The sequence below is a fragment of the Dactylosporangium sp. CA-233914 genome (assembly GCF_050942935.1).
GTDB lineage: Bacteria > Actinomycetota > Actinomycetes > Mycobacteriales > Micromonosporaceae > Dactylosporangium.
On sequence record NZ_CP192030.1, the window covers coordinates 12,840,843 to 12,860,053 of the forward strand.

A 19,211-nucleotide genomic window follows, 5' to 3' on the forward strand; every position below is an offset into this window, starting at 1 on the left:
GTCGAGCGCATCGGCACAGCGCGTTCAAGGCCGTGCGGACGCCGCTTACCGCGCCTTCGGCCTGATCCGTCGGCAGGGGCTGGCGCGTCCGGCGCTCCGTGGCACACAGGCGAGGCGTGGCGTCTGGCGTCACCCGCCGGGGCTGCTCGGTCCGGTGGCCAGGCCCCCGATGACGAACACGCCGATACGGGTGTGGCCGTCGGAGGTGTAGACCGGGACGGTCCGCGACGGTTCGGTGCCGGTTTGCAGGGTCGTGGGGCCGGTCGGGTTGAGGTCGCGGTTGTAGGCGTAGCCGCTGCGGCCGTTTGTCGCGGTGACGGCGATCAGGTCGGGGGTGCCGCGCTCGTTGACCACGCCGTAGGTCAGGCCGTCAGCGTTCTTGCCCCATTCGCTGACGGCGACGTGGGCGTAGGTGGCGCTGAGGGTCCACCGTGCGCCGCTGGCGGTGGTGATCGACGTGGAGTGCTGTCCGGGAGCGAGGGCGAGCTTGTAGGTTGTCACATTGCCGGCTGTGGCGTCGGCCGCCGAGCAGACCAGGGATGCCCCGTCTTCGAACGTGAAGGTGCCGGCGGTGAGGCAGGTCAGCTTCAGCATGACGTCGGTGGTGCCCTTCGGCGCCGCGCCGAGTTCCACGGTGGCCGATCCGGTGTGGGTGGCTGTCACGGTGGGGGCTTCGGTGGTGACGACGTCGCCGCCGGGCAGGGAGAGCCACCCGGCGTCCGCGGCGACGGCGACGCCTCCGCCGAGCACCAGCACGCCGGCGCCAGCGCCGGCGACCACGCGCAGGCCGGTCCGCCGGCGACGCGCGGAGGTGGCCTCGACGTGCTCGATCAACGCAGCGCGCAGCGCGCTGGCGTAGGAGTCGTTCATCTGCACGGTCATCACAGGGCTCCGGTCCGGTCGAGGGCCGCAGGGAAGTCCGGAAGCTGCTCGCGGATGCGGTGTCGAGTGCGGTGCAGCCGTGTCTTGGCCGCCGCCGGCGTCATCCCGAGCAGCGCGGCGGCGTCGGCCACTGCGCAGTCCTCGTAGGCCACCAGGAGCAGCAAGGCCATGTCTCGCTCGGGCAGGCTGCGCAGGGCCTGCCGGAGCCGGGGGTCCACGCCCACGTCCCGGCCGGCCAGGGCCACGTCGGCGGCGTCCGACGCGGCCGGCTCGTGGGGTAGCCGGGCCAGGAAGTCGCGGTAGCGGCGGCGGGCTCGGGCCGCGTTGCGGGCCAGGTTCGCCGTGGTCACCAGCAGCCAGGGCAGCACCGAGCCGTTGACCAACCGCACCACGGCCCGGCGACGCCACAGTTCGAGGAATGTCGAGGCGGTGACGTCCTCGGCGTCGCTGCGGGTGTCGAGCAGTCGGACGGCCTGCCCGTAGACGCGGTCGCGGTGCAGGTCGAACACGGCGGCGAACGCCTGCGCGTCACCGCCGCATGCACGTCGCCACAGCAGCGCCTCGTCCTGCTCGATCACCGCCACATTCCGTAGTGTCCGCACCCTCTACGCGGGTTTCACCGGCTTGCTGTGGCAGACGTCCGGGGCCGCGCTGGCGGTGTACCGGACTGACGCGCCGCCCCCTATCCGCAACAGCTTTCCGCCCATCTGCGTTTGCGCAGCTCAGATGCCATGTCTAGCCTGCCGCGCGTCGCGGGCAGTATCGACGGGCCGACCCGCTCGGCGGGCTACCGGCTCAGCTGATCTTGGCGCGCTTCGGGTTGCCTATAGCGGGTGGTGGCGAGCTCCGACGTTGCGGGTGACGCTACGGGAAACATCTATACGACCCGCCCGACTGAACGAACCGACGCCGGCCTGCACTCGCTGGCCGGCCAGTGGCGGGGCTCTGCCTCGGCCAGGAAAGCCGGCTGCAGGGGGTACGCGATCTGGAGCGGCACGGGTGGCGCCGCCGCTCCCCGCTGCACCGGGTGCGTCACGAGGACTGTTGGGGCGGGCGGTGGCGGCCGTCAGGCAGACTACGATCGTGAGCACGCATTCAGGGTCGACGATCAGGCTGCTCGGAGGGGTCGGCATCGAGGGCGGTCATGACCGGATCGGCGGGGCGAAGGCCCGCGCGGTCCTCGCCGGCCTGGCGCTGCGGATCGGGCACGTGGTCAGCTATGACCAGCTCATCGACGACCTGTGGGCCGACAGTCCGCCGCCGACGGTCCGCAACACGTTGCAGGTGCATGTCTCGGCAGTACGGCGGGGCGTCGAGCGGGCGGATGGGCTCGGGCTGGAGCGGCTCACCGGCGGCTACCGGCTGGTCGGCAGTCGTGAGCAGGTCGACTGGTACTTGTTCCAGGCCCTGGTGACGCAGAGTAACGCCTGGGTGCGAGGTGGGGATCACGAGGCCGCGCACGAGCTGCTGAGCCGGGCGCTGGGCCTCTGGCACGGGACGGCGCTGGCCAACATCGGTGATGTTCCGCTGCGCCACCGGTTCGCGTCGGCGATGGAGTCGGCGCAGGTCAGCGCACTGGCCGACCGGATCGATGCCGGGCTGGCCCGCGGTTACGCCGGGAGCCTCGTATCGGAGCTGCTGGAAGCGGTACAGCTGCATCCGCTCGACGAGCGGTTCGCGGGGCAGCTGATGACCGCGCTGCACCAGGCCGGCCGCCGGGTGGAGGCGTTGGGGGTGTACGCGGAGTTCCGGGGCCGGTTCGTCGAGGAGTACGGCCTGGAGCCCGGCACCCGCCTGAGCGAACTGCACCGGGCCCTGCTCGTGGATGAGCCGCCGGTGGTCGCGGCGTCCTCGCCGGAGGCCGCCTCACCCGCCCCGGCGGCGTGGGGCGGCCTGTTTGTCGGGCGCGAGAGCGAGCTGCGGTCGCTGGCGGAGCTCGTGCAGGCCCAACCGATGGTGACCGTCTGCGGACCGCCGGGTGTCGGCAAGTCTCGGCTGGTCGCCGAGTACGGCCGCGCCCAGCCGCGGCGGTGGACGGTGGTCCGGCTGGACGGGCTCGTGGACGGCGCCCAGGTCGAGGAGGCGGTGGCGACCGCGCTGGGCGTCGGCCGACTGGGCCGGCTCGGTACCGTCGAACAGCTCCGGGCCCGTCTGCTCGGGCGGTCCGAGACGCTCGTGCTCGACAACTGCGAGCATCTGCGGGAGGCCTGCACGGCGCTGATCGAGGCCCTGCGGACCGGGCGGCCGGACCTGCGGGTCGTGGTGACCAGCACCCAGCCGCTGCACCTGGCGGGCGAGGCGGTGCTGCGGCTGGCGCCGCTGCCGCTGGTCGATCCGGACCGGGCGACGCCGGAGGAGCTGGCCGGCAACGCAGCCGTGCAGCTGTTCTGGTCCCGGGTCGACGGCGCCTGGCACGACGGCACGCTGCGGCCCGACGCGGCGCGGGTGATCGCGCGGATCTGCCGCAGCGTGGAAGGGCTGCCGCTGGCGATCGAGCTTGCCGGTACCCGCAGCTCGGTCCTCAACGCGCAGGAGCTGCTCGGGCGGCTGGCCGACCAGATGACCGTCCTCGCCGACCGGCGGGCCGACGGCGACCGGCACGGCTCTCTGCGGCGGGCGGTGTCGCTCAGCGTGTCCCTGCTCGACGCCCAGGAGCGGGCGCTGTTCGCCGCGTTGTCGTGCTTCGTGGCGCCGTTCACGCTCGCCGCCGCCGAGGCCATGCTCGAGCCGGGACACCGGGCCGGTGCCCTCGACCTGATGCACGGCCTGACCGACAAGTCGCTGCTCACCGTCGCGATCGGCGAGGAGGAGACGACGTTTCGGATGCTGGAGCCGATTCGGCAGTACGCCGCGCAACTCCTCGAATCCGATCCCGGCGCGGCCGAGGAGACGCGGCAGCGGCACGGGGCCTACCTGCTGTCGCTGGCGGGCGCGGCGGCGGCGCAGCGACGCGGGCCGCTGCGCCAGCGGTGGCAGGCCCGGCTCGACGCGGTACAGCCCGACATCGACGCCGCGCTCGACTGGGCTGTGCGCACGCAGCAAACCGATCTGCTGTTCCGGCTGACCGCCAGCGTCTGGTGGCGGTGGGCGGACACGCCGCGGGTCGGTTTACGCTACTTCCGCAGGATCTTCGCCGATCCCGCGATCACCGGGTCGGCCCGGCCCGAGGCGGTGCTGCCGGCGCTGTTGTCGGCCGCGGTCGTGGCGTCTTATGTCTCAAACCCCGAGGCGATGCGGTACGCCCGCCGAGCCCTGCTGACCGCCGAGGAACTCGGCGACACGCCCGCCATGATGCGCGCGCTGCAGCACATCTCCGACATCGCCTACGAGCAGGGTGATCTCGACGAGGCGGTGGTGACCGGCACCGAGGCGTGGCGCATCGCCCTCACCACGACGGACCCGTACGCACAGGGCCGGTGTCGGCTCACCATGGCCTACAACACCCTCGCCATGCTGCGGCTGCCGGAGACGATCGGGCACGCGTCGCAGGCGATCACGCTGTTCGTCGACGCCGACGACGCGGTCGCGCGGGCCGAGGCTCAGCTGGTGGTGGCCGAGGCGACGCTGCTCGACGGCGACGCGCAGACCGCGGACGTCTTGTTGAGCAAGGCGTTGCCGGTACTCTCCGGACCCGGCGCCGAACTCTCCGGCGCGCGGGCGGCGAGCCTGCTGGCGTGGGCCCGGCAACGGGCAGGCCGTCCGGCCGACGCGTCCGCCCTGATGCGCGAGTCGTTCGACCGGCATCTCGCCGTCGGCCACCCCTGGAGCGCGGCCCACGACCTGGACATCGCGGCCGGCGTGCAGGCCCTGCGCGGGGCCCACGGCCGCACAGCCGCACTGCTGGCGGCCGCCGCGACGGTACGCGCCGAGGCGGGCCTGGTCGCGGTCGAGCGTGACGTCGCCGTGCGCGACAAGCTCGACCGCGCCTGCCGCGAACGACTCGGCCCGGCCGGCCTGCGCGCGGCCGACGCCGAGGGGCGGTGGCTCGACCTGCGCTCCGCCGCCGAGTTCGCCCGCGCGATCGCCTGAGCCGGCCCTGTCCGTTGTCGTGTCAGTTGTCGTGGCCCCACCACTGATTGGGATCCACGGAGTTGGGCACCTCGAGCGAGGGGCTTTGCGATGTGGTTTGCGCGGAGCCGTGGCTGGCGGGGCCGAACGTCGCCGGGTCGAACCGGCTGGCCGTCGCCGCCGGGGCGAGCAACGCCGGCAGCACCGCGGCCGCCGCTGTGGCGACCCCAATGGCGATGATGCGGCCCCACCGCCGCAGCCTTCTTCGATCGTCGTCGTTTGCCATGCTGTCTCCCCCCATGCCTGATCCGACTCGTAGGGTATAGCCGCGTCCGCTGCCGGTGGATCCCCTAGATCCTTCAGGCTTTCTTCAGGACTGCCTCATCGACCCCGGCTAACGTCCTCGCGACCAGGAAACATCGGCATACATGGGTGGCGTTCCGACGGGGGATTTCGCCAACCGAGTGTGTCGTGGCGAGGTTTCCGCAACCATTTCGGCACGGGGAGAGGCCTGATGCGCAGAAAGCTCCGACGTACCGCCGTGACCACGTCCGCCGCTGGGCCGGACGGTCGCGCGGCAGCGAAGTCCGCGCCCGGGACGGCACGCAAGCGAAGCGTCATCCGCGCGGCGGTGGCGGCGACCGCGCTCACGGGTGCCCTGCTGGCCGTGACCGCCACGCCGGCCGCGGCGGCGACCATCAAAGGCGGTGTCTACGGCGGCATCCTGACCTGCCAGATTGAGGGGATCAAGAACGTGAACTCGGGCTGGTGGCGGAGCTACTACTGCGAGCCGGTCACCATCAATGGACCCTTCGGGTCTCATCTCTACGCTTACCAACTCTGGGGCTACACCAACTGAAGTGTCACGGCAACCGCCAGGGCGGCGACGCCCTGGCGGTCCGCGCCGAAGACGCGCCGGCGTACCTCGGTCGCAAGCGGGTGGCCGGGCAGCGTGGCTTGCGCTCGGGCCGGCCTACCCGGGCATGGCGCGCGTGTTTCCGTTCGGCGTCGGAAACGCCTGGCGGCGGCCCCCACACCCCGGGAGGGCCGCCGCCAAGGAGGGAGAAAGTCAGCAGGACAGGGAGCCGGCGCCGACGCCCACGCCGAGGATGCCGACGAAGCGCTGGTACGCGGCCACACGGCTCTGGACCTGGGCCGGGTTGCGGCCGCCGCACTCCAGGCTGCCGTTGATGCTGCGGATCGTCTCGCCGAAGCCGGCGCCGTTGACCATGGCGTTGTGCGGGGTCATGGTGCCGGGGCCGCTCTGGGTGTTCCAGTACCACAGGGCGGTCTTCCAGGCCACGGCCGAGTCGGTCTGGACCAGGTTCGGGTTGCGCAGCAGGTCGATGCCCAGGGCGTCACCGGCCGCCTTGTAGTTGAAGTTCCAGCTCAGCTGGATCGGGCCGCGGCCGTAGTACGCCGCCTGGCCGGCCGGGCAGCCGTAGGACTGGCTGGTGTCACAGTAGTGGGGGTAGTTCGCGGTGTTCTGCTCCACGATGTAGATCAAGCCGCCGGTCTCGTGGTTGACGTTGGCCAGGAAGGCGGCCGCCTCCTGCTTGCGGGCCGCGTCCGAGCCGGTCTTCGCGAAGCCCGGGTACGCCGAGAGCGCGGCGACCAGGCCCGAGTACGAGTAGAAGGAATTCCGGCTCGGGAACATCTGGTTGAACTGAGCCTCGCTGACGACGAAGCTGCCGTTCGAGGGAGGCGGGGTGGTCGTGCCGCCACCGCCACCGCCACCGGAGCCGGAGCAGGTGTACGGGTCCCAGTACCAGGTGCTGATCACCGGGCTGTACCCAGGATTCTCGTGCTCGGCGATGTAGAACTTTCCGTCGGTGAACTTGACGATGTCGCCAGTCACGTAGTTGCGGCCCTGCACCCACGCCGGGAAGCTGCACGCGCCCGTGGTGCCGGTCTGGGTCGGCGGCTGCGGGGTGCTGCCGCCACCGCACGAGCCCTGATCCTGCCACACGCCGCTGGTTCCGGGCGGGGCCTCGTTCTGTGTCCACCACTTGGCCTGGTAGTTACGGCCATTGTGCGAGGCCGTCATACCGCCGGTGTAGACCGCTGAGGCCTGCCACGCGGCGGCGCACGAGGCGGCGGACGCGGGCAGCATGTTGAAGACCGCGACCACCCCGCCCACGACGGTCACCGCGGCGAGCATCGCCAGCAGGCGCACTCTCGACACCCTTGATCACTCCTTCGGTCCATCATCTGACCAGCTCATAGGACCAGTCGGAGACGCCCTGGGGAGCGAACATCATCATTTTATGAAGAATATTTACGGTACCGTTGAGGCTTCATCGATCCCAAACCTCCGATATGATATGGGTCACTTTCGGCCGATACCAGGATCTTCGGACAAACGGCGCGGTGCGCGATTTCTGCGCCCTGGGTACAGTGACCCACGGTCACGTCCACGAGGGCACCGCCCCCGGTGCCGGGCGTGGCTGCCGCCCAATCGCCGCACCGTGGCGAGCCGGGGACCCACCGTTACGTTGGGGTGAATCCGCCCTTCCTCCCAATCGGAGGGGTGGTAGGGGTCGTTCCGTCCCGAACCCGTCAGCTAACTCGGTCGGCGGCCGACGGAAGGAACAACGAACCAGATGTCATCACGACATCCCTACCGGCGCGCACTCGTCGTGCTGCTGGCGGCAATCGTGCTCGGGGGGCTCGCCGCCGCGCCCGCCGCGGCCGAGCCCGGTGGCGACACCGGCGACGAGGGCTCCAGCGCGAATCCGACCCTGGGCTCGGTGCTGGAGGACAGCACGCGGGCCTGGTCCGAGGCGAAGGAGAAGTTCGACGCCTCGGTCAAGCATCAGGGCGAGCTCACCGCGCAGCTGCAGGCCACCGAGGCGCGCCTGGCCACGGTGCAGGAGCAGGTGGCGGCGATCGCCGTCGCGGCGTATCGCACCGGGCCCCTCACCACGTTCGCCGCGCTGATGGACTCGGGCAGCCCGGACAGCTTCGCCGAGCGGGCCGGCTCCATCAACCAGATCGCCCACCACAACGACAACCTGCTCCACGAGCTCAAGAAGCTCAAGGAGGACCAGGCCGCGCAGAAGAAGGCGCTCGACGACGAGATCGCCTCGCAGCAGCAGCAGGTTCAGACCATGGAGCAGAAGAAGAAGGACGCGGAGAAGGCGCTCGCGCTGGCCGGCGGGCCGAGCAAGGGCTTCGTCACCGCCAACCTGCCAACGGCCACCGCAGTGCCCCGCACCGCCAGCGGGGGGCTGCCCAAGGAATCGTGCAACGTCAACGACCCCACCACAACCGGCTGCATCACCCCGCGCATGCTGCACGCCATGCAGGAGGCGCAGAAGAGCGGCTTCAAGCGGTTCGTGTCATGCTTCCGCCCGAGCGGGCCGTACGAGCACCCGAAGGGGCGCGCGTGCGACTTCTCGGTACAGACGAAATCCGGATTCGGCGGGGTCGCGTCCGGTGACGACTTCGTCTACGGCAGCACCCTGGCGGCGTACTTCGTGAAGAACGCCAACCAGCTCGGCGTGATGTACGTGATCTGGTTCAAGCAGATCTGGACGCCCGCCGTCGGCTGGCACCACTACAGCGGCGTCGCCGGCGATCCCTCCAGCGACCACACGAACCACGTGCACCTCTCGATCCTGTAATCCTCACGTCTGCGGGCGGCCGGTCGATAGGGGAACCGTCGACCGGCCGTTTCTGCGAGGGGATCTGCAGTGAAGTACCGTCTCGTGACCCGCAGCGACTTCGACGGACTGGTCTGCGCGGTGCTCCTGCGTCACCTCGACCTCATCGGCGACATCACGTTCGTGCACCCCAAGGACGTCCAGGACGGCCTGGTCGAGGTCGGCCCGACGGACATCCTCACCAACCTGCCGTACACCCCCGGCGCCCACCTGGTCTTCGACCACCACCACTCCGAGACCATCCGCGCGGCCAACCTCCAACACGGCCAGGCCACGAACCACGTGATCGACGCCAAGGCCCCGTCCGCGGCCCGCGTCATCTACGAGCACTTCGGCGGGGCCGAGCGCTTCCCGGACGTCTCCGACGAGCTCATGGAGGCGGTGGACCGGGCGGACTCGGCGCAGTACGACATCACGGAGATCCTGCAGCCGACGGGCTGGTCGCTGCTGAACTTCCTCATGGACAGCCGCACCGGGCTGGGGCGCTTCCGGCAGTTCCGGATCTCCAACTACCAGCTCATGATGCAGCTGATCGACGCGTGCATCGACCACCAGGACGTCGATGCGATCCTGGCCCTGCCCGACGTCGCCGAGCGGGCCGAGCTGTTCCGCGAGCAGCAGGACCTCTTCGTCGACCAGCTGCGCCGCGTCTGCTCGACGCACGGCGACGTGGTCGTGGTCGACCTGCGCAACGAGGAGACGATCTACGCGGGGAACCGCTTCATGGTGTACGCCCTGTTCCCCGAGGCCCGCGTATCGATCCACGTCATCTGGGGAAAGCAGAAGCTCAACACCGTGTTCGCGGTCGGCAAGTCGATTCTGGACCGCAGCTCGCCGACCGACATCGGGTCGGTGATGCTGCAGTACGGCGGGGGTGGGCACCTCGCCGCCGGCACCTGCCAGATTCCGCACGACCAGTCCGAACGCGTCCTGCGCGAGCTGATCGACAAGGTGGGCGCGCCGATGAGCTCAACGGCCGGCGGGCGCCATTGAAGCCGACGCCTTTGCGAGAAATGCCGCGAGATCCGTGGGCGCTCCGCTGTTCCAACACGGTAACACACCCGGAAAAGTTGGATCTATCAAAGTGTCCGAGCGTATGCAGAGCATAACTCAGAGGATTTCCGTGTCCCGCAGCAGGCGCCACAGGCCGGCGCCGTCGGGGGCGGAGAGCCAGCGGCGGTCGTTCGGCGGGAAGCGGCGGGGGCTGCCGGCCACGCCCGGGACGGCGCCGGCCAGCACCGCCTGGGTCGGGGAGAGGTGCCGGATCGCCACCGCGGCGATGCTGTCGGGGTGCTCGGCGGCGAACTCGGCGTAGATCTCGGGGTCGTGCTGCCCGTCGTCTCCGACCAGCAGCCAGCGGATGTCCGGGAACTCCTCGGCGAGCCGGGTCAGCGATGCACGCTTGTGGGCCAGGCCGCTGCGGAAGAACCGGTCCGGCTGCGGGCCCCAGTCGGTGAGCAGGAGCGGGCCGGCCGGGTACAGGTGGCGGGACAGGAACCGGGTCAGGGTCGCGGCGACGTTCCAGGCGCCGGTGGACAGGTAGAAGACCGGGGCGCCCGGGTTGGCGTTGACCAGCCGCTCGTACAGCACCGCCATCCCCGGCACCGAGGCCCGCGCGTGCTCGTCGAGGACGAACGTGTTCCACGCGGCCAGCAGCGGCCGGGGCAGCGTGGTGACCATGACCGTGTCGTCGACATCGGAGATGATGCCGAGGCGGGTGGCGGCCGGGTCGATCACCCGGATAGGCGCCTCGACGGGCGCGCTGTCCTCACACTGCAGCGTGACCGTGGCCCAGCCCGGGGCCAGGTCGGCCTCGACGACCACGTCGACGAAGCCGCCGCGGTCGCAGCGCACCTCGCAGGTCCGCCCGCCGGCCTCGATGCGCACGAGGGCGTTGCTGACCGACGCGGCGGTGAACGAGCGCCAGCCGCGCAGCTTCTTGAGCCGCTTCACGGGCTTCGGGTCGATGCGGGCCAGCAGGACCCGGCCCAGCACGCGGACCCAGCCGGGGCGCTCGGGCGTGGCGCAGGAGCCGTAGCCGGTGTACGCCGTGACCGCGACCTTCCAGCCCCGCCGCCGCAGCCGCCGCTCGAGCATCGCGTGCCACGCGTCCTCGATGCGCGCCGCCCGGTGCAGCGGCAGCGGCGCGCTGCTGGGCGAGGGCGGGGTCAGGGACACCGCCCCAATCTGCCATAAGCCCGCCAACACCGCACCCAGCTCGACCCCGGGGTGATCAATCGCCGCGACGAGCGCGGTCATCAACCCAAAGTGACGAAGAGACGACGGTGGCATGAAACCGGGAGCCTGAACTCGACGGCCCCTCCTAACGTTTATGTCAGTAGAGACGGAAGTCACGATCCGAGCGCACAGGAGGTGCGAGATGGCTACATCATTCGAGGCCGTTCGGGCCGAGGCGCTGTTCGCTTCGGACCTGCAGTCCTCGCAGTGCCCTGCCCGCGGCGAGATCCGCGGGGCCGTCGCCGCGACGCTGCGGCGGATCGGCGTCCAGGGCTGCGCGGCGCGGGTCGCGAGCGAGTTCGGCGACCACCCGGAGACCGCGGTCGCCCGCATGGTGTGGGCCCTGACCCAGGTCCGCGCGACATACCGGGCTGGCGACGCCAAGCGGCTGCGCGCACTCCGATCGATCGCCGCCTGACAGAGGCCGCGCGCTGCCTGGCAAAGGCCGCGCGCTGCTCGGCAAAGGCCGCGCCGCCTAACGGGAGCTACCGGGCCGCGTCGCCTGGCGGAAGGTCGCGGCATAGAAGTCGCCACGGCCGGGAAGTACCACGGCCATGCAGGAGCTGCACGTCACCATCGATCCGGACGGCGCCGACCTCGCCGTCCAGCGGCTGCAGGAGCCGCTGGAGGCCCAGCTGACCTCGGCGCTGCAGCGCGCCGCCGACACGAGGTCGCCCGCGACTACCACGGCGAGTCCGTGGACGAGGTGAGCAGCCGACTGCTGGGGATCGCCCGCGCGAGCCTGCACCCCGACATCGCCGCCGCCCGGCTCCCCGACGCCGACGAGCCGGGCCGGGCCGCCGAGGCCGTCGTGCGGGACCACGCCCACGCCGTCGGGGCGCTGTGAAAGCACCGAGGAGCGGCAGGTCACTGCGGCGAGGGGCGATGATGAGGGATTTTCACCGATTGCCCCGATCGTGCAACTCGTCCGCTCCACACTGGGTGCCAGACGACAACCCAGGAGGACAGCGTGGAGCAGCACAAACTCACGATCGACATGAGCGAGGCCACGATCGACCGGCTGCGCGACCACCACTTCGCGCTCTTCGGGCTCCACGCGATCGCCACCTCGGCGAGCGGGGCCCCGACGATCTGGCTCTCCGCGCACTACCTCGAGCGCCACCTCGAGATCACGTGGAACGAGACATACTCGATGTTCACCACCCGGCGCGTCCCGCACGCCCCGAGCACGAAGGTCGTCGCCACGCACAACTACCCGGCGCCGCTCGGCAGTGTGCTGACGGTCTCGGGCAACGACGGAGCCGGGATCGTGACCCCGGGCGGGCCGGCCGGGCACATGGAGATCGACAACACCGGCCGCGTGGAGCTGGGCGCCGGGCTGTGCGTCCACGACTCGCACGGAATGTACCAGCCGATCGGGATCTTCGACCTGATCGACGTCGACCTCTTCCAGCCGATCCCCAAGGTCGCGTTCTTCTTCTCGCCGATCCCGCACATGGCGGGCGAGATCGCGACCCGGTCGCTCGGGCCCGGCGTGCTGCTGGACTACCAGATGGCCCGCAACGGGGCGCTGTCGATCGAGTATGACATCACGGACGGCTGGGCCACCGCGAACCGGCCCTACGCCACGGCCATCGCCGCCAACGAGCCGCTCAACCCGCTGCTGCTGATCCGCTCGTCAGCCTTGCAGGCCCTGGCCATGCAGCGCCAGCGAACCACCAGCCATCGGTAGGCACGAACCACCAGCCACACGAACCACCAGCCATCGGTAGGCACGAGCCCGCGGCGCCGAGTCAGCCCGGTGCGGCGCGCTCTCAATCACCTACGCTACAGCCCGCCACCTAATCGATCTCAGGTGCCGGCACTAAGCATTATCGACCCACGACACCGCGTGAGCCTCCGTCGGGTCGGGCAGTTCCCAGCGCCCGGCCATCCGGTCGATCACCGCGGCCGGGACCGTCCGCGCCCGCGCCCGGTTGCGCCGGTGGACCACGTCCGGCGGGGCCTCCACGCTCACCACCTCGACCCGCGCGCCGTACCCCGCGGCCAGCCCGATGCACCGCGAGCGCAGCGCGCGGGTCACGTTGGTGGCGTTCCAGACGTATGCGGTCCCGGCCCGCAGCAGCTCACGGGCCCGCGCGTTCGCCGCGGCGATCACCGGACCCTGGTCCCCGGTCGGCCGCACACCCAGTTTCTCGCGCAGGTCGTCGAGGCTCACGACCGGCACGCCGGGGCGGTTGCGCGCGATCCAGTGGTCCTTGCCGGAGCCGGGCAACCCCGACATCACGGTCACCGTGCAGCGCGTGTCGTCGAAGGCCGCATAGCCGGGGTCCCGGCCGGGGGTCCGGAAATACTCGAACCGCGCATGGTCCGAGGCGAAGGCGCGGGGCCCGTCCCAACAGCCGATTTCGAGGGTGTACTGCCTGAAGAGTGCAACCTCCTCGTCGGCGCCACCCCGCGCGAGCGCCAGCAGTGCCAGGTCGTCGTTGCGCGCGAGCAGACTGACCCGGAAGGCGACCCGGTCGAGGTCGGTTCGCTCCAGCGCCTCGAACGGCAGCCGCTGATGGCGGACGAGCGCGGCCACGTGCTCCCGCCACGCGATCGGCACCCCCATCTCCCAGAGCACCCTGCGCGCCACCAACTCGCCCCGCCGCGCGACGTTCCCATCGCCCGCGTCCGCGCGCACAGGGAAACCCGCGTCCACGCCCACAGAGAAACCCGCGTCCACGCCCACAGGGAAAGCCGCGTCCGCGCGCACAGGGAGAGCAGCGGACGCCGGAAGATCGTCGGGAGGGTCGGCACCCCGGCCCGCGTCCAGGAACAGCGCGGCGGTGAAGATCCGGACCCGCTCCTCGGGCGGGCGCCCGCGGAACTCGTCCAGCCCGGTCAGCGCCGAGACGACCGGACGAGCCCGCTCGGCGGCGGGGCCGGGCAACCAGGGGCAGGCGGCGGCGATCTCCGGCCAGCGGACCGACCAGGTGGGCGGTGCGGGGCAGAGGCGCTCGAACGGATTCACGCCCTGACCCGGTTGGCGACGATCGGCCGGTCCTGCCAGTGGCTGCCGGAGTCCAGGATCGCGGTGTGGAAGCTGGGCCGGACCCACTTGTAGCGGCCGAGGACCGTGCCGGCGTCCTCGAGCTTGAGGTACAGGCCCTCCATCTCCTCGGACATGTCGGTCTCGCGCACGACGCGCTCCGGGTCGGCGCCCCCGGCCACGGCCGCCTCGCGCAGGGCGTCGCGCCAGGCGGGGGTGCGGCAGGTCGACGGGCCGACGAGCTTCGTGAGCGCGGCGAGGTCGGCGAACTCGCCCTCGTGCAGAACCGGGGCGGAGGCGATGCCGAGGCCGTCGAGCAGCTCGCGGCGCCGGGGCGTCGACAGGAATTGCCCGGATTGACGGTCGTACACGTCGAACTCGCAGAAGTGGTGCGGCAGGGCGTCGTAGAAGACGGTGTGCTTGGCGTAGAGCCACTCGCCGTACACGATGAATCGGTCCTTCAGCACGGGCCGCAGCACATATTGAAGGCCGGCTGCCCAGGCCTTGAACGGGGCGAACTGCTTCTCCCGCGGCCCGCCGCTCAAGTAGTGGCCGCGCGATTGCAGTAGCAGCGTGCCGCCGGCATCGAAGCTGATCGCGGCGTTGGCCCCGTCGAGCTTCTCCTCCACGACCAGCGGACGGCCGGCCAGCTCGGCGAACGGGACCTGGGCGAGGTCGTGGTCTCCGGGCTGCAGGCGGGATCCCTGCACGTGGGGCGTTCGGGGGTACTTCCGCAGCATCCCACCGTTGTACCGGAGCCGAATCGGCCGGCGACACGGGTTTTTCTCGGGTGAGGGAAAGGGTCTTACGGCTTCCGCGCGGCTCACCTGGTCGAAAGCATCGGCGTGACATTGTTTGATCCGAAGACTTTGCCCAGATGTACCCGTTTGGGCAAATTTGGGAGGATGTCTTGACGAACAAAACCGTGAAGGGGCTCGTCCTCTTCACCGCTGCGGCCACGCTCGCGGCCGTCGCGCCGGCTTCGAGCGCCCTGGCCGCACCCGGCTCGCCGAGCGCCGACAGCTATCCGGCCGCCTCGATCCCGTGGGGGCAGTGCGCGAGCCCGGGTCTGCAGCGCCGCGGCGCCGAGTGCGGCCTGCTCGACGTACCCCTCGACTACAGCAAGCCGAACGGCAAGAAGATCCAGATCGCGGTCTCGCGCATCAAGCACAAGGTCGCCGACAAGGACTACCAGGGCGTCATGCTGGTCAACCCGGGCGGCCCGGGCGGCTCCGGCCTGACCCAGTCGGTCCTGGGCGAGTACGTGCCCAACGGCGCCGGCGAGGCCTACGACTGGATCGGCTTCGACCCGCGCGGTGTGGGCTCCAGCGTCCCCGCCCTGCACTGCGACGACGACTACTTCAACGGGCCGCGGCCGGAGTACATCCCGTGGAACAAGAGCATCGAGACCACGTGGCTGAACCGGTCGAAGAACTACGCGAAGGCGTGCGGCAAGGCCGGCGGTGAGCTGCTCAACCACATGACGACGGTCGACTCGGTCAACGACATGGAGTCGATCCGCAAGTCGCTCGGCGCGAAGCAGATCAACTACTACGGCTTCTCCTACGGCACGTACCTCGGCCAGGTCTACGGCACGCTGCACCCGGACAAGGTCCGCCGCATGGTCCTCGACGGCAATGTCGACGTGCGCAGGGTGTGGTACGAGGCCAACCTCGACCAGGACGTGAACTTCGAGCGCAACGTCAAGATCTGGTTCGGCTGGCTGGCCAAGTACGACAGCGTCTACCACCTGGGCAAGACCGCGCAACAGGTCGAGCTGCGCTGGTACGCCGAGCAGAACAAGCTGCGCAGCAAGCCGGCCGGCGGCGTCGTCGGCGCCGACGAGTGGACGGACATCTTCCTCTACTCGGGCTACTACCAGTCGACGTGGCTGGAGCTGGCCGACGCCTTCGCGGGCTGGGCCAACGACGGCAACACCGACATCATCGTCGACGCCTACAACAACTACGTCGGGCCCGGCGACGACAACGGCTTCGCGGTGTACAACGCGGTGCAGTGCACCGACGTCCAGTGGCCGCAGAGTTGGAGCAAGTGGGAGCGCGACAACTGGCTGACGTTCCTCAAGGCGCCGTTCATGACCTGGGACAACGCCTGGTACAACGCATCGTGCCTCTACTGGCCCGGGAAGGCCCAGAAGCCGGTCAAGGTCGACGGCTCGAAGGTCAAGAGTGTCCTGTTCGTCGGCACCACCCTTGACGCGGCCACCCCGTTCGAGGGCAGCCTGCAGGCCCGGCGGCTCTTCCCGAACAGCGCCCTGCTGGCCGAGGTCGGTCAGACCACGCACGCGAACTCGCTCAACGGCAACGCGTGCGTCGACGACACGATCGCGGAGTACCTGGCGACGGGCAAGCTCCCGCAGCGCAGGTCGGGCGACCGCCCCGACAAGAACTGCGACGCCCTGCCGCAGCCGGACCCGACGGCGGTGTCGCTGTCGGCGAAGACGCTGCGCGCGGACAGCGAGGTGCGTGAGCCGCTGTACCCGGTTCACCATTAGCGGTACAAGCAAAAAAGGGGCGCGGCCGACAGCGGCCGCGCCCCTTTCGTGTGCTTACTGCTGCACGATGAACTCCACCCGGCGGTTCACCGCGTTGGCCGCCGCGTCGCTGCCCTGCACCTTGGGGCGGCTCTCGCCGAAGCCCCGGGAGCTCAGCCGGTCCGGCGCGATGCCCAGCGAGACCAGGGTGTCCAGCACCGTGCGGGCCCGGTTCTCGCTCAGCGTCTGGTTGTGCGCGGCGGTGCCGGTGAGGTCGGTGTGGCCCTCGATGCTGACCCGGATCGCCGGGTTCGCCCTGAGGATCGACGCCGCGTTCTCGACCACGGCCCGGCCCTGCGCCGTCAGTGTGGCGCTGTCGTTCTCGAACTCGACCGTCGGCAGCGCGACCAGCTGGGTCTGCACCTGCTCGGGCGCGGCGGCCTGGCCCACGACGAGCTCGTTGCGCACGGTCCCGCTCTTCGCCGCCGTCTTCGCCGCCGCCTCGGCCTTGTCCTTGACGTCCTGCGAGGCCACGCTGCCGGTCAGCGTGATCACGCGGTCGGTGAGGTCGACGACGCCGGCCTTCGTGTCCTTGCCCAGCGCCGCCGCGACCCCGCCGAGCCCGGCCAGGTCGGTGTCGTCGGACGTGCGCTGCGCGTCGACGGTCAGCTCGTCCTGCACGTTCTCCGCGCCGAAGGCCGCCTTGACCGCGTCGGCGATCTTCGCCCGGTCGCCCTCGGCCGGCACGGTGCCGGTGAGCGTGACCTTGCCGCCGTCGACGAGGAGTTTCACGGACAGTGGCTGCCGCGGTTGTACCTCCGGTGTCTCCACCTTCGGCGGCGCCTGTACGTCCACCACTCGAACGCCCTCGACCCCGAGCGTGAGGTCGCGCGCCTTGTCCTTCTCGTCGGCCGAGCCGACCTTCACCGTGCCGTCACGCCCCACGAAGGACACGTCGGCGTCGATGCCGGCATTGGTCAGCGCGACCTTCGTCCGGTCGGTCAGATTGTCCTCGACGGAGTGCCGGTGCGGAATCTCGAACGCGAAGACCAGCGCGGCCAGCCCGACAACGGCGACGCCGATCGGGATGAGAGGATTCCGCTTGCGTACCTCCCAGTGCACCCCGCTCGTATTGGTGGTCCTAGCCATCACGCCCGCCCGGTGTCACGGCCGGCAACCAGCCGCCGGGTCAGGTCGGCAAAGCCTTCCTCGTCCCCGTCGGCAAGGTGCCGCGCCTGACGGGCCCAGGTGAGGATGCTGGGCGCGAACCGCAGACCGGCGGCCTCGATCGCGGCCCGCAACGTGTCGACGTCGGAGTCCGCCAGCCGCGCGTACGTCCGGATGCCCGCCGCCACCAGCGCCGCCGACATCTTCGGCCCAATACCCTCGATCCGCCTGAGATCATCCGCCGGCCCGTCCTCACCCGCCCCCGCCCGAGCCGCAACGGCCCCCTCCACAACAGCGGCAACAGGCTCCGGCTCAGCCTCCGGTTCCGGCTCGGGTTCGGCCGCGACCGGCTCGGGTTGAACCGCCACCGGCTGAGGCTCCGGTTCGGGCTCGACCGCGACCGGCTCTGCTTCGGGTTCGGGTTCGGATTGAACCGCCACCGGCTCGCCAACCACCGGCTTGGACTCGACCACGACCGGCTCGGGCTCGGGCTCGACCACGACTGGTTCTCCAACAACCGGCTCGGGCTCCGACTTCGGCTCGGGTTCGACCGCGACCCGCTCTTCCAAAACCGGCTCCGGCTCGACCGCGACCGACTCCTCCACCAACGGCTCGAGCACGACCGCGACCGGCTCCTCCACCACCGGCTTGGCCTCGACCACGACCGGCTCGGGCTCGACCGCGACCGGCTCTCCAACAACCGGCTCGGGCTCCGACTTCGGCTCGGGTTCAACCACGACCCGCTCTTCCAAAACCGGCTCCGGCTCGACCGCGACCGACTCCTCCACCACCGGCTTGGCCTCCGGCTCGGGCTCGACCGCGACCGGCTCGGGCTCGACCGCGACCGGCTCCTCCACCAATGGCTCCGGCTCGGCCGCGGCCGGCTCCTCTACCAACGGCTCGGGTTCGACCGCCACCGGCTTCGGTTCCGCCGTGGCCGGTGGGGCGGGCTTGGGGGTGACCTCGCGGCCCGCGATCAGTCGGTCGGTCAGCTCCTTGAAGCCGGCCTCGTCCCCGTCGGCGAGCAGCCGCGCCTGCTGCGACCATGTCCCGATGCTGGGCGCGAACCGCAGGTTGGCCCGCTCCAGCGCAGTCTCCACAGTGGACCGATCCGCGTCGGCCAGCTGCGCGTACGTGCTGATGCCCGCCGCCCGCAGCGCCGCCGCGATCTTCGGCCCGATCCCCTCGATCCGCTCAAGCTCGTCCTGCCCGGGCTCGGCAACCGGCTCGGCCTCGAACGCCGACTCGACATCGGCCACGAGCGCCGCGTCAATCGGCTCAGATTCGACAACAGCGACCGGCTCAGATTCGACGACAGCGACCGGCTCAGGCTCGACAATGGCAACAGGCTCGGGCTCGACGGTGGCGACCGGTTCCGGTTCCGGTTCGGTGGCGGCAACGAGGGGAACGGGAGCCGGAGCGGGCTCCGCGACCGGCTCGGGGGCCGCGACCGCGGCCGCGATCGGCTCGGGCGCCGAGGCCGGCGTGGCCTCAGGGGCGGGGGTGGACTCGGTGGCGGACCCGGACGAGCGGACCCGGCGCAGGCGCAGGCCCCACAAGAGGTACCCGACCAGCAGACCGAGGAGAAACGCGAGCAGGATCAACAGGAGTGACTGGCCGGTATACCAGACCACGACAGGCCTCCGGGGGGAAGTGACCTACGCGATGCGAGCGCGTGAAGGAGGGAGTTCGCGGGTCACCCTTGCACACCTCGATGCCGGGCAACAGGGGCCGCCCGTCTCTCTCCACCAGGGTGTCGCCG

Annotated in this window: 18 protein-coding genes and 1 riboswitch; of the genes, 9 read left to right on the forward strand and 9 right to left on the reverse strand. The window is 70.7% G+C overall.

The features are described 5' to 3' along the window. Positions 1-129: 129 nt before the first annotated feature. Positions 130-882, reverse strand: coding sequence for a hypothetical protein (locus ACQPY0_RS57525; protein WP_432981946.1), 753 nt, complete (start codon positions 880-882; stop codon positions 130-132). After that, a complete protein-coding gene (locus ACQPY0_RS57530) occupies positions 882-1,466 on the reverse strand; it encodes an RNA polymerase sigma factor (RefSeq protein WP_432981949.1) in 585 nt (194 codons plus the stop codon). The genes ACQPY0_RS57525 and ACQPY0_RS57530 overlap by 1 nt, the downstream gene beginning before the upstream one ends. 499 nt (positions 1,467-1,965) lie before the next feature. On the opposite strand from ACQPY0_RS57530, the gene ACQPY0_RS57535 reads away from it, so the two are divergent. Then, a complete protein-coding gene (locus tag ACQPY0_RS57535) occupies positions 1,966-4,911 on the forward strand; it encodes a BTAD domain-containing putative transcriptional regulator (protein WP_432981952.1) in 2,946 nt (981 codons plus the stop codon). 22 nt (positions 4,912-4,933) lie between these two features. Here ACQPY0_RS57535 and ACQPY0_RS57540 read toward each other — a convergent pair whose 3' ends face one another. Continuing rightward, a complete protein-coding gene (locus ACQPY0_RS57540; RefSeq protein ID WP_432981955.1) occupies positions 4,934-5,176 on the reverse strand; it encodes a hypothetical protein in 243 nt (80 codons plus the stop codon). A gap of 228 nt (positions 5,177-5,404) precedes the next feature. On the opposite strand from ACQPY0_RS57540, the gene ACQPY0_RS57545 reads away from it, so the two are divergent. Further along, positions 5,405-5,749: a hypothetical protein gene (locus ACQPY0_RS57545; RefSeq protein WP_432981958.1), complete on the forward strand. Its 345-nt coding sequence runs from the start codon at positions 5,405-5,407 to the stop codon at positions 5,747-5,749. Between the two features lie 210 nt (positions 5,750-5,959). On the opposite strand, the gene ACQPY0_RS57550 is transcribed toward ACQPY0_RS57545, so the two are convergent. After that, positions 5,960-7,075: a glycoside hydrolase family 19 protein gene (locus ACQPY0_RS57550; protein ID WP_432981961.1), complete on the reverse strand. Its 1,116-nt coding sequence runs from the start codon at positions 7,073-7,075 to the stop codon at positions 5,960-5,962. A 256-nt stretch (positions 7,076-7,331) separates the two neighbouring features. Next, a riboswitch (cyclic di-AMP (ydaO/yuaA leader) is annotated at positions 7,332-7,484 on the forward strand. Between the two features lie 9 nt (positions 7,485-7,493). Here ACQPY0_RS57550 and ACQPY0_RS57555 point away from each other — a divergent pair. Both ACQPY0_RS57555 and ACQPY0_RS57560 read left to right on the forward strand, forming a co-directional pair. Continuing rightward, positions 7,494-8,516 carry a coiled-coil domain-containing protein gene (locus ACQPY0_RS57555; protein WP_432981964.1) on the forward strand — a complete coding sequence of 341 codons (1,023 nt, stop codon included), beginning with the start codon at positions 7,494-7,496 and terminating at the stop codon, positions 8,514-8,516. A 69-nt stretch (positions 8,517-8,585) separates the two neighbouring features. Then, positions 8,586-9,548, forward strand: coding sequence for an exopolyphosphatase (locus ACQPY0_RS57560; RefSeq protein WP_432981967.1), 963 nt, complete (start codon positions 8,586-8,588; stop codon positions 9,546-9,548). A gap of 117 nt (positions 9,549-9,665) precedes the next feature. Here ACQPY0_RS57560 and ACQPY0_RS57565 read toward each other — a convergent pair whose 3' ends face one another. Continuing rightward, positions 9,666-10,814: an App1 family protein gene (locus ACQPY0_RS57565; protein ID WP_432981970.1), complete on the reverse strand. Its 1,149-nt coding sequence runs from the start codon at positions 10,812-10,814 to the stop codon at positions 9,666-9,668. A gap of 121 nt (positions 10,815-10,935) precedes the next feature. Here ACQPY0_RS57565 and ACQPY0_RS57570 point away from each other — a divergent pair, with 121 nt between their 5' ends. From ACQPY0_RS57570 to ACQPY0_RS57585, 4 genes are all read left to right on the forward strand, one after another. Then, on the forward strand, positions 10,936-11,211 hold the full coding sequence (locus ACQPY0_RS57570) for a hypothetical protein (RefSeq protein ID WP_432981973.1): 276 nt from the start codon (positions 10,936-10,938) through the stop codon (positions 11,209-11,211). A gap of 136 nt (positions 11,212-11,347) precedes the next feature. Beyond that, a complete protein-coding gene (locus ACQPY0_RS57575; RefSeq protein WP_432981976.1) occupies positions 11,348-11,503 on the forward strand; it encodes a hypothetical protein in 156 nt (51 codons plus the stop codon). Next, positions 11,500-11,640, forward strand: coding sequence for a hypothetical protein (locus tag ACQPY0_RS57580; RefSeq protein WP_432981979.1), 141 nt, complete (start codon positions 11,500-11,502; stop codon positions 11,638-11,640). The genes ACQPY0_RS57575 and ACQPY0_RS57580 overlap by 4 nt, the downstream gene beginning before the upstream one ends. Before the next feature lie 123 nt (positions 11,641-11,763). Continuing rightward, positions 11,764-12,486, forward strand: a complete 723-nt coding sequence (locus tag ACQPY0_RS57585) for a hypothetical protein (RefSeq protein ID WP_432981982.1) — start codon at positions 11,764-11,766, stop codon at positions 12,484-12,486. A 132-nt stretch (positions 12,487-12,618) separates the two neighbouring features. Here ACQPY0_RS57585 and ACQPY0_RS57590 read toward each other — a convergent pair whose 3' ends face one another. Both ACQPY0_RS57590 and ACQPY0_RS57595 read right to left on the reverse strand, forming a co-directional pair. Further along, positions 12,619-13,770 carry an AAA family ATPase gene (locus tag ACQPY0_RS57590; RefSeq protein WP_432981985.1) on the reverse strand — a complete coding sequence of 384 codons (1,152 nt, stop codon included), beginning with the start codon at positions 13,768-13,770 and terminating at the stop codon, positions 12,619-12,621. After that, complete coding sequence (locus tag ACQPY0_RS57595) at positions 13,767-14,528, reverse strand: RNA ligase family protein (RefSeq protein WP_432981988.1); 762 nt, start codon at positions 14,526-14,528, stop codon at positions 13,767-13,769. The genes ACQPY0_RS57590 and ACQPY0_RS57595 overlap by 4 nt, the downstream gene beginning before the upstream one ends. Positions 14,529-14,698: 170 nt before the next feature. Between ACQPY0_RS57595 and ACQPY0_RS57600 the strand changes: the two genes are divergently transcribed. Continuing rightward, on the forward strand, positions 14,699-16,303 hold the full coding sequence (locus tag ACQPY0_RS57600; RefSeq protein ID WP_432981991.1) for an alpha/beta hydrolase: 1,605 nt from the start codon (positions 14,699-14,701) through the stop codon (positions 16,301-16,303). Positions 16,304-16,357: 54 nt separating this feature from the next. On the opposite strand, the gene ACQPY0_RS57605 is transcribed toward ACQPY0_RS57600, so the two are convergent. Then, the gene (locus ACQPY0_RS57605) at positions 16,358-17,431 is read right to left on the reverse strand and encodes an OmpA family protein (protein ID WP_432981994.1); all 1,074 of its coding nucleotides are present in this window, start codon (positions 17,429-17,431) and stop codon (positions 16,358-16,360) included. After that, a complete protein-coding gene (locus ACQPY0_RS57610; RefSeq protein WP_432981997.1) occupies positions 17,431-19,083 on the reverse strand; it encodes a helix-hairpin-helix domain-containing protein in 1,653 nt (550 codons plus the stop codon). The genes ACQPY0_RS57605 and ACQPY0_RS57610 overlap by 1 nt, the downstream gene beginning before the upstream one ends. Between the last annotated feature and the right edge of the window lie 128 nt (positions 19,084-19,211).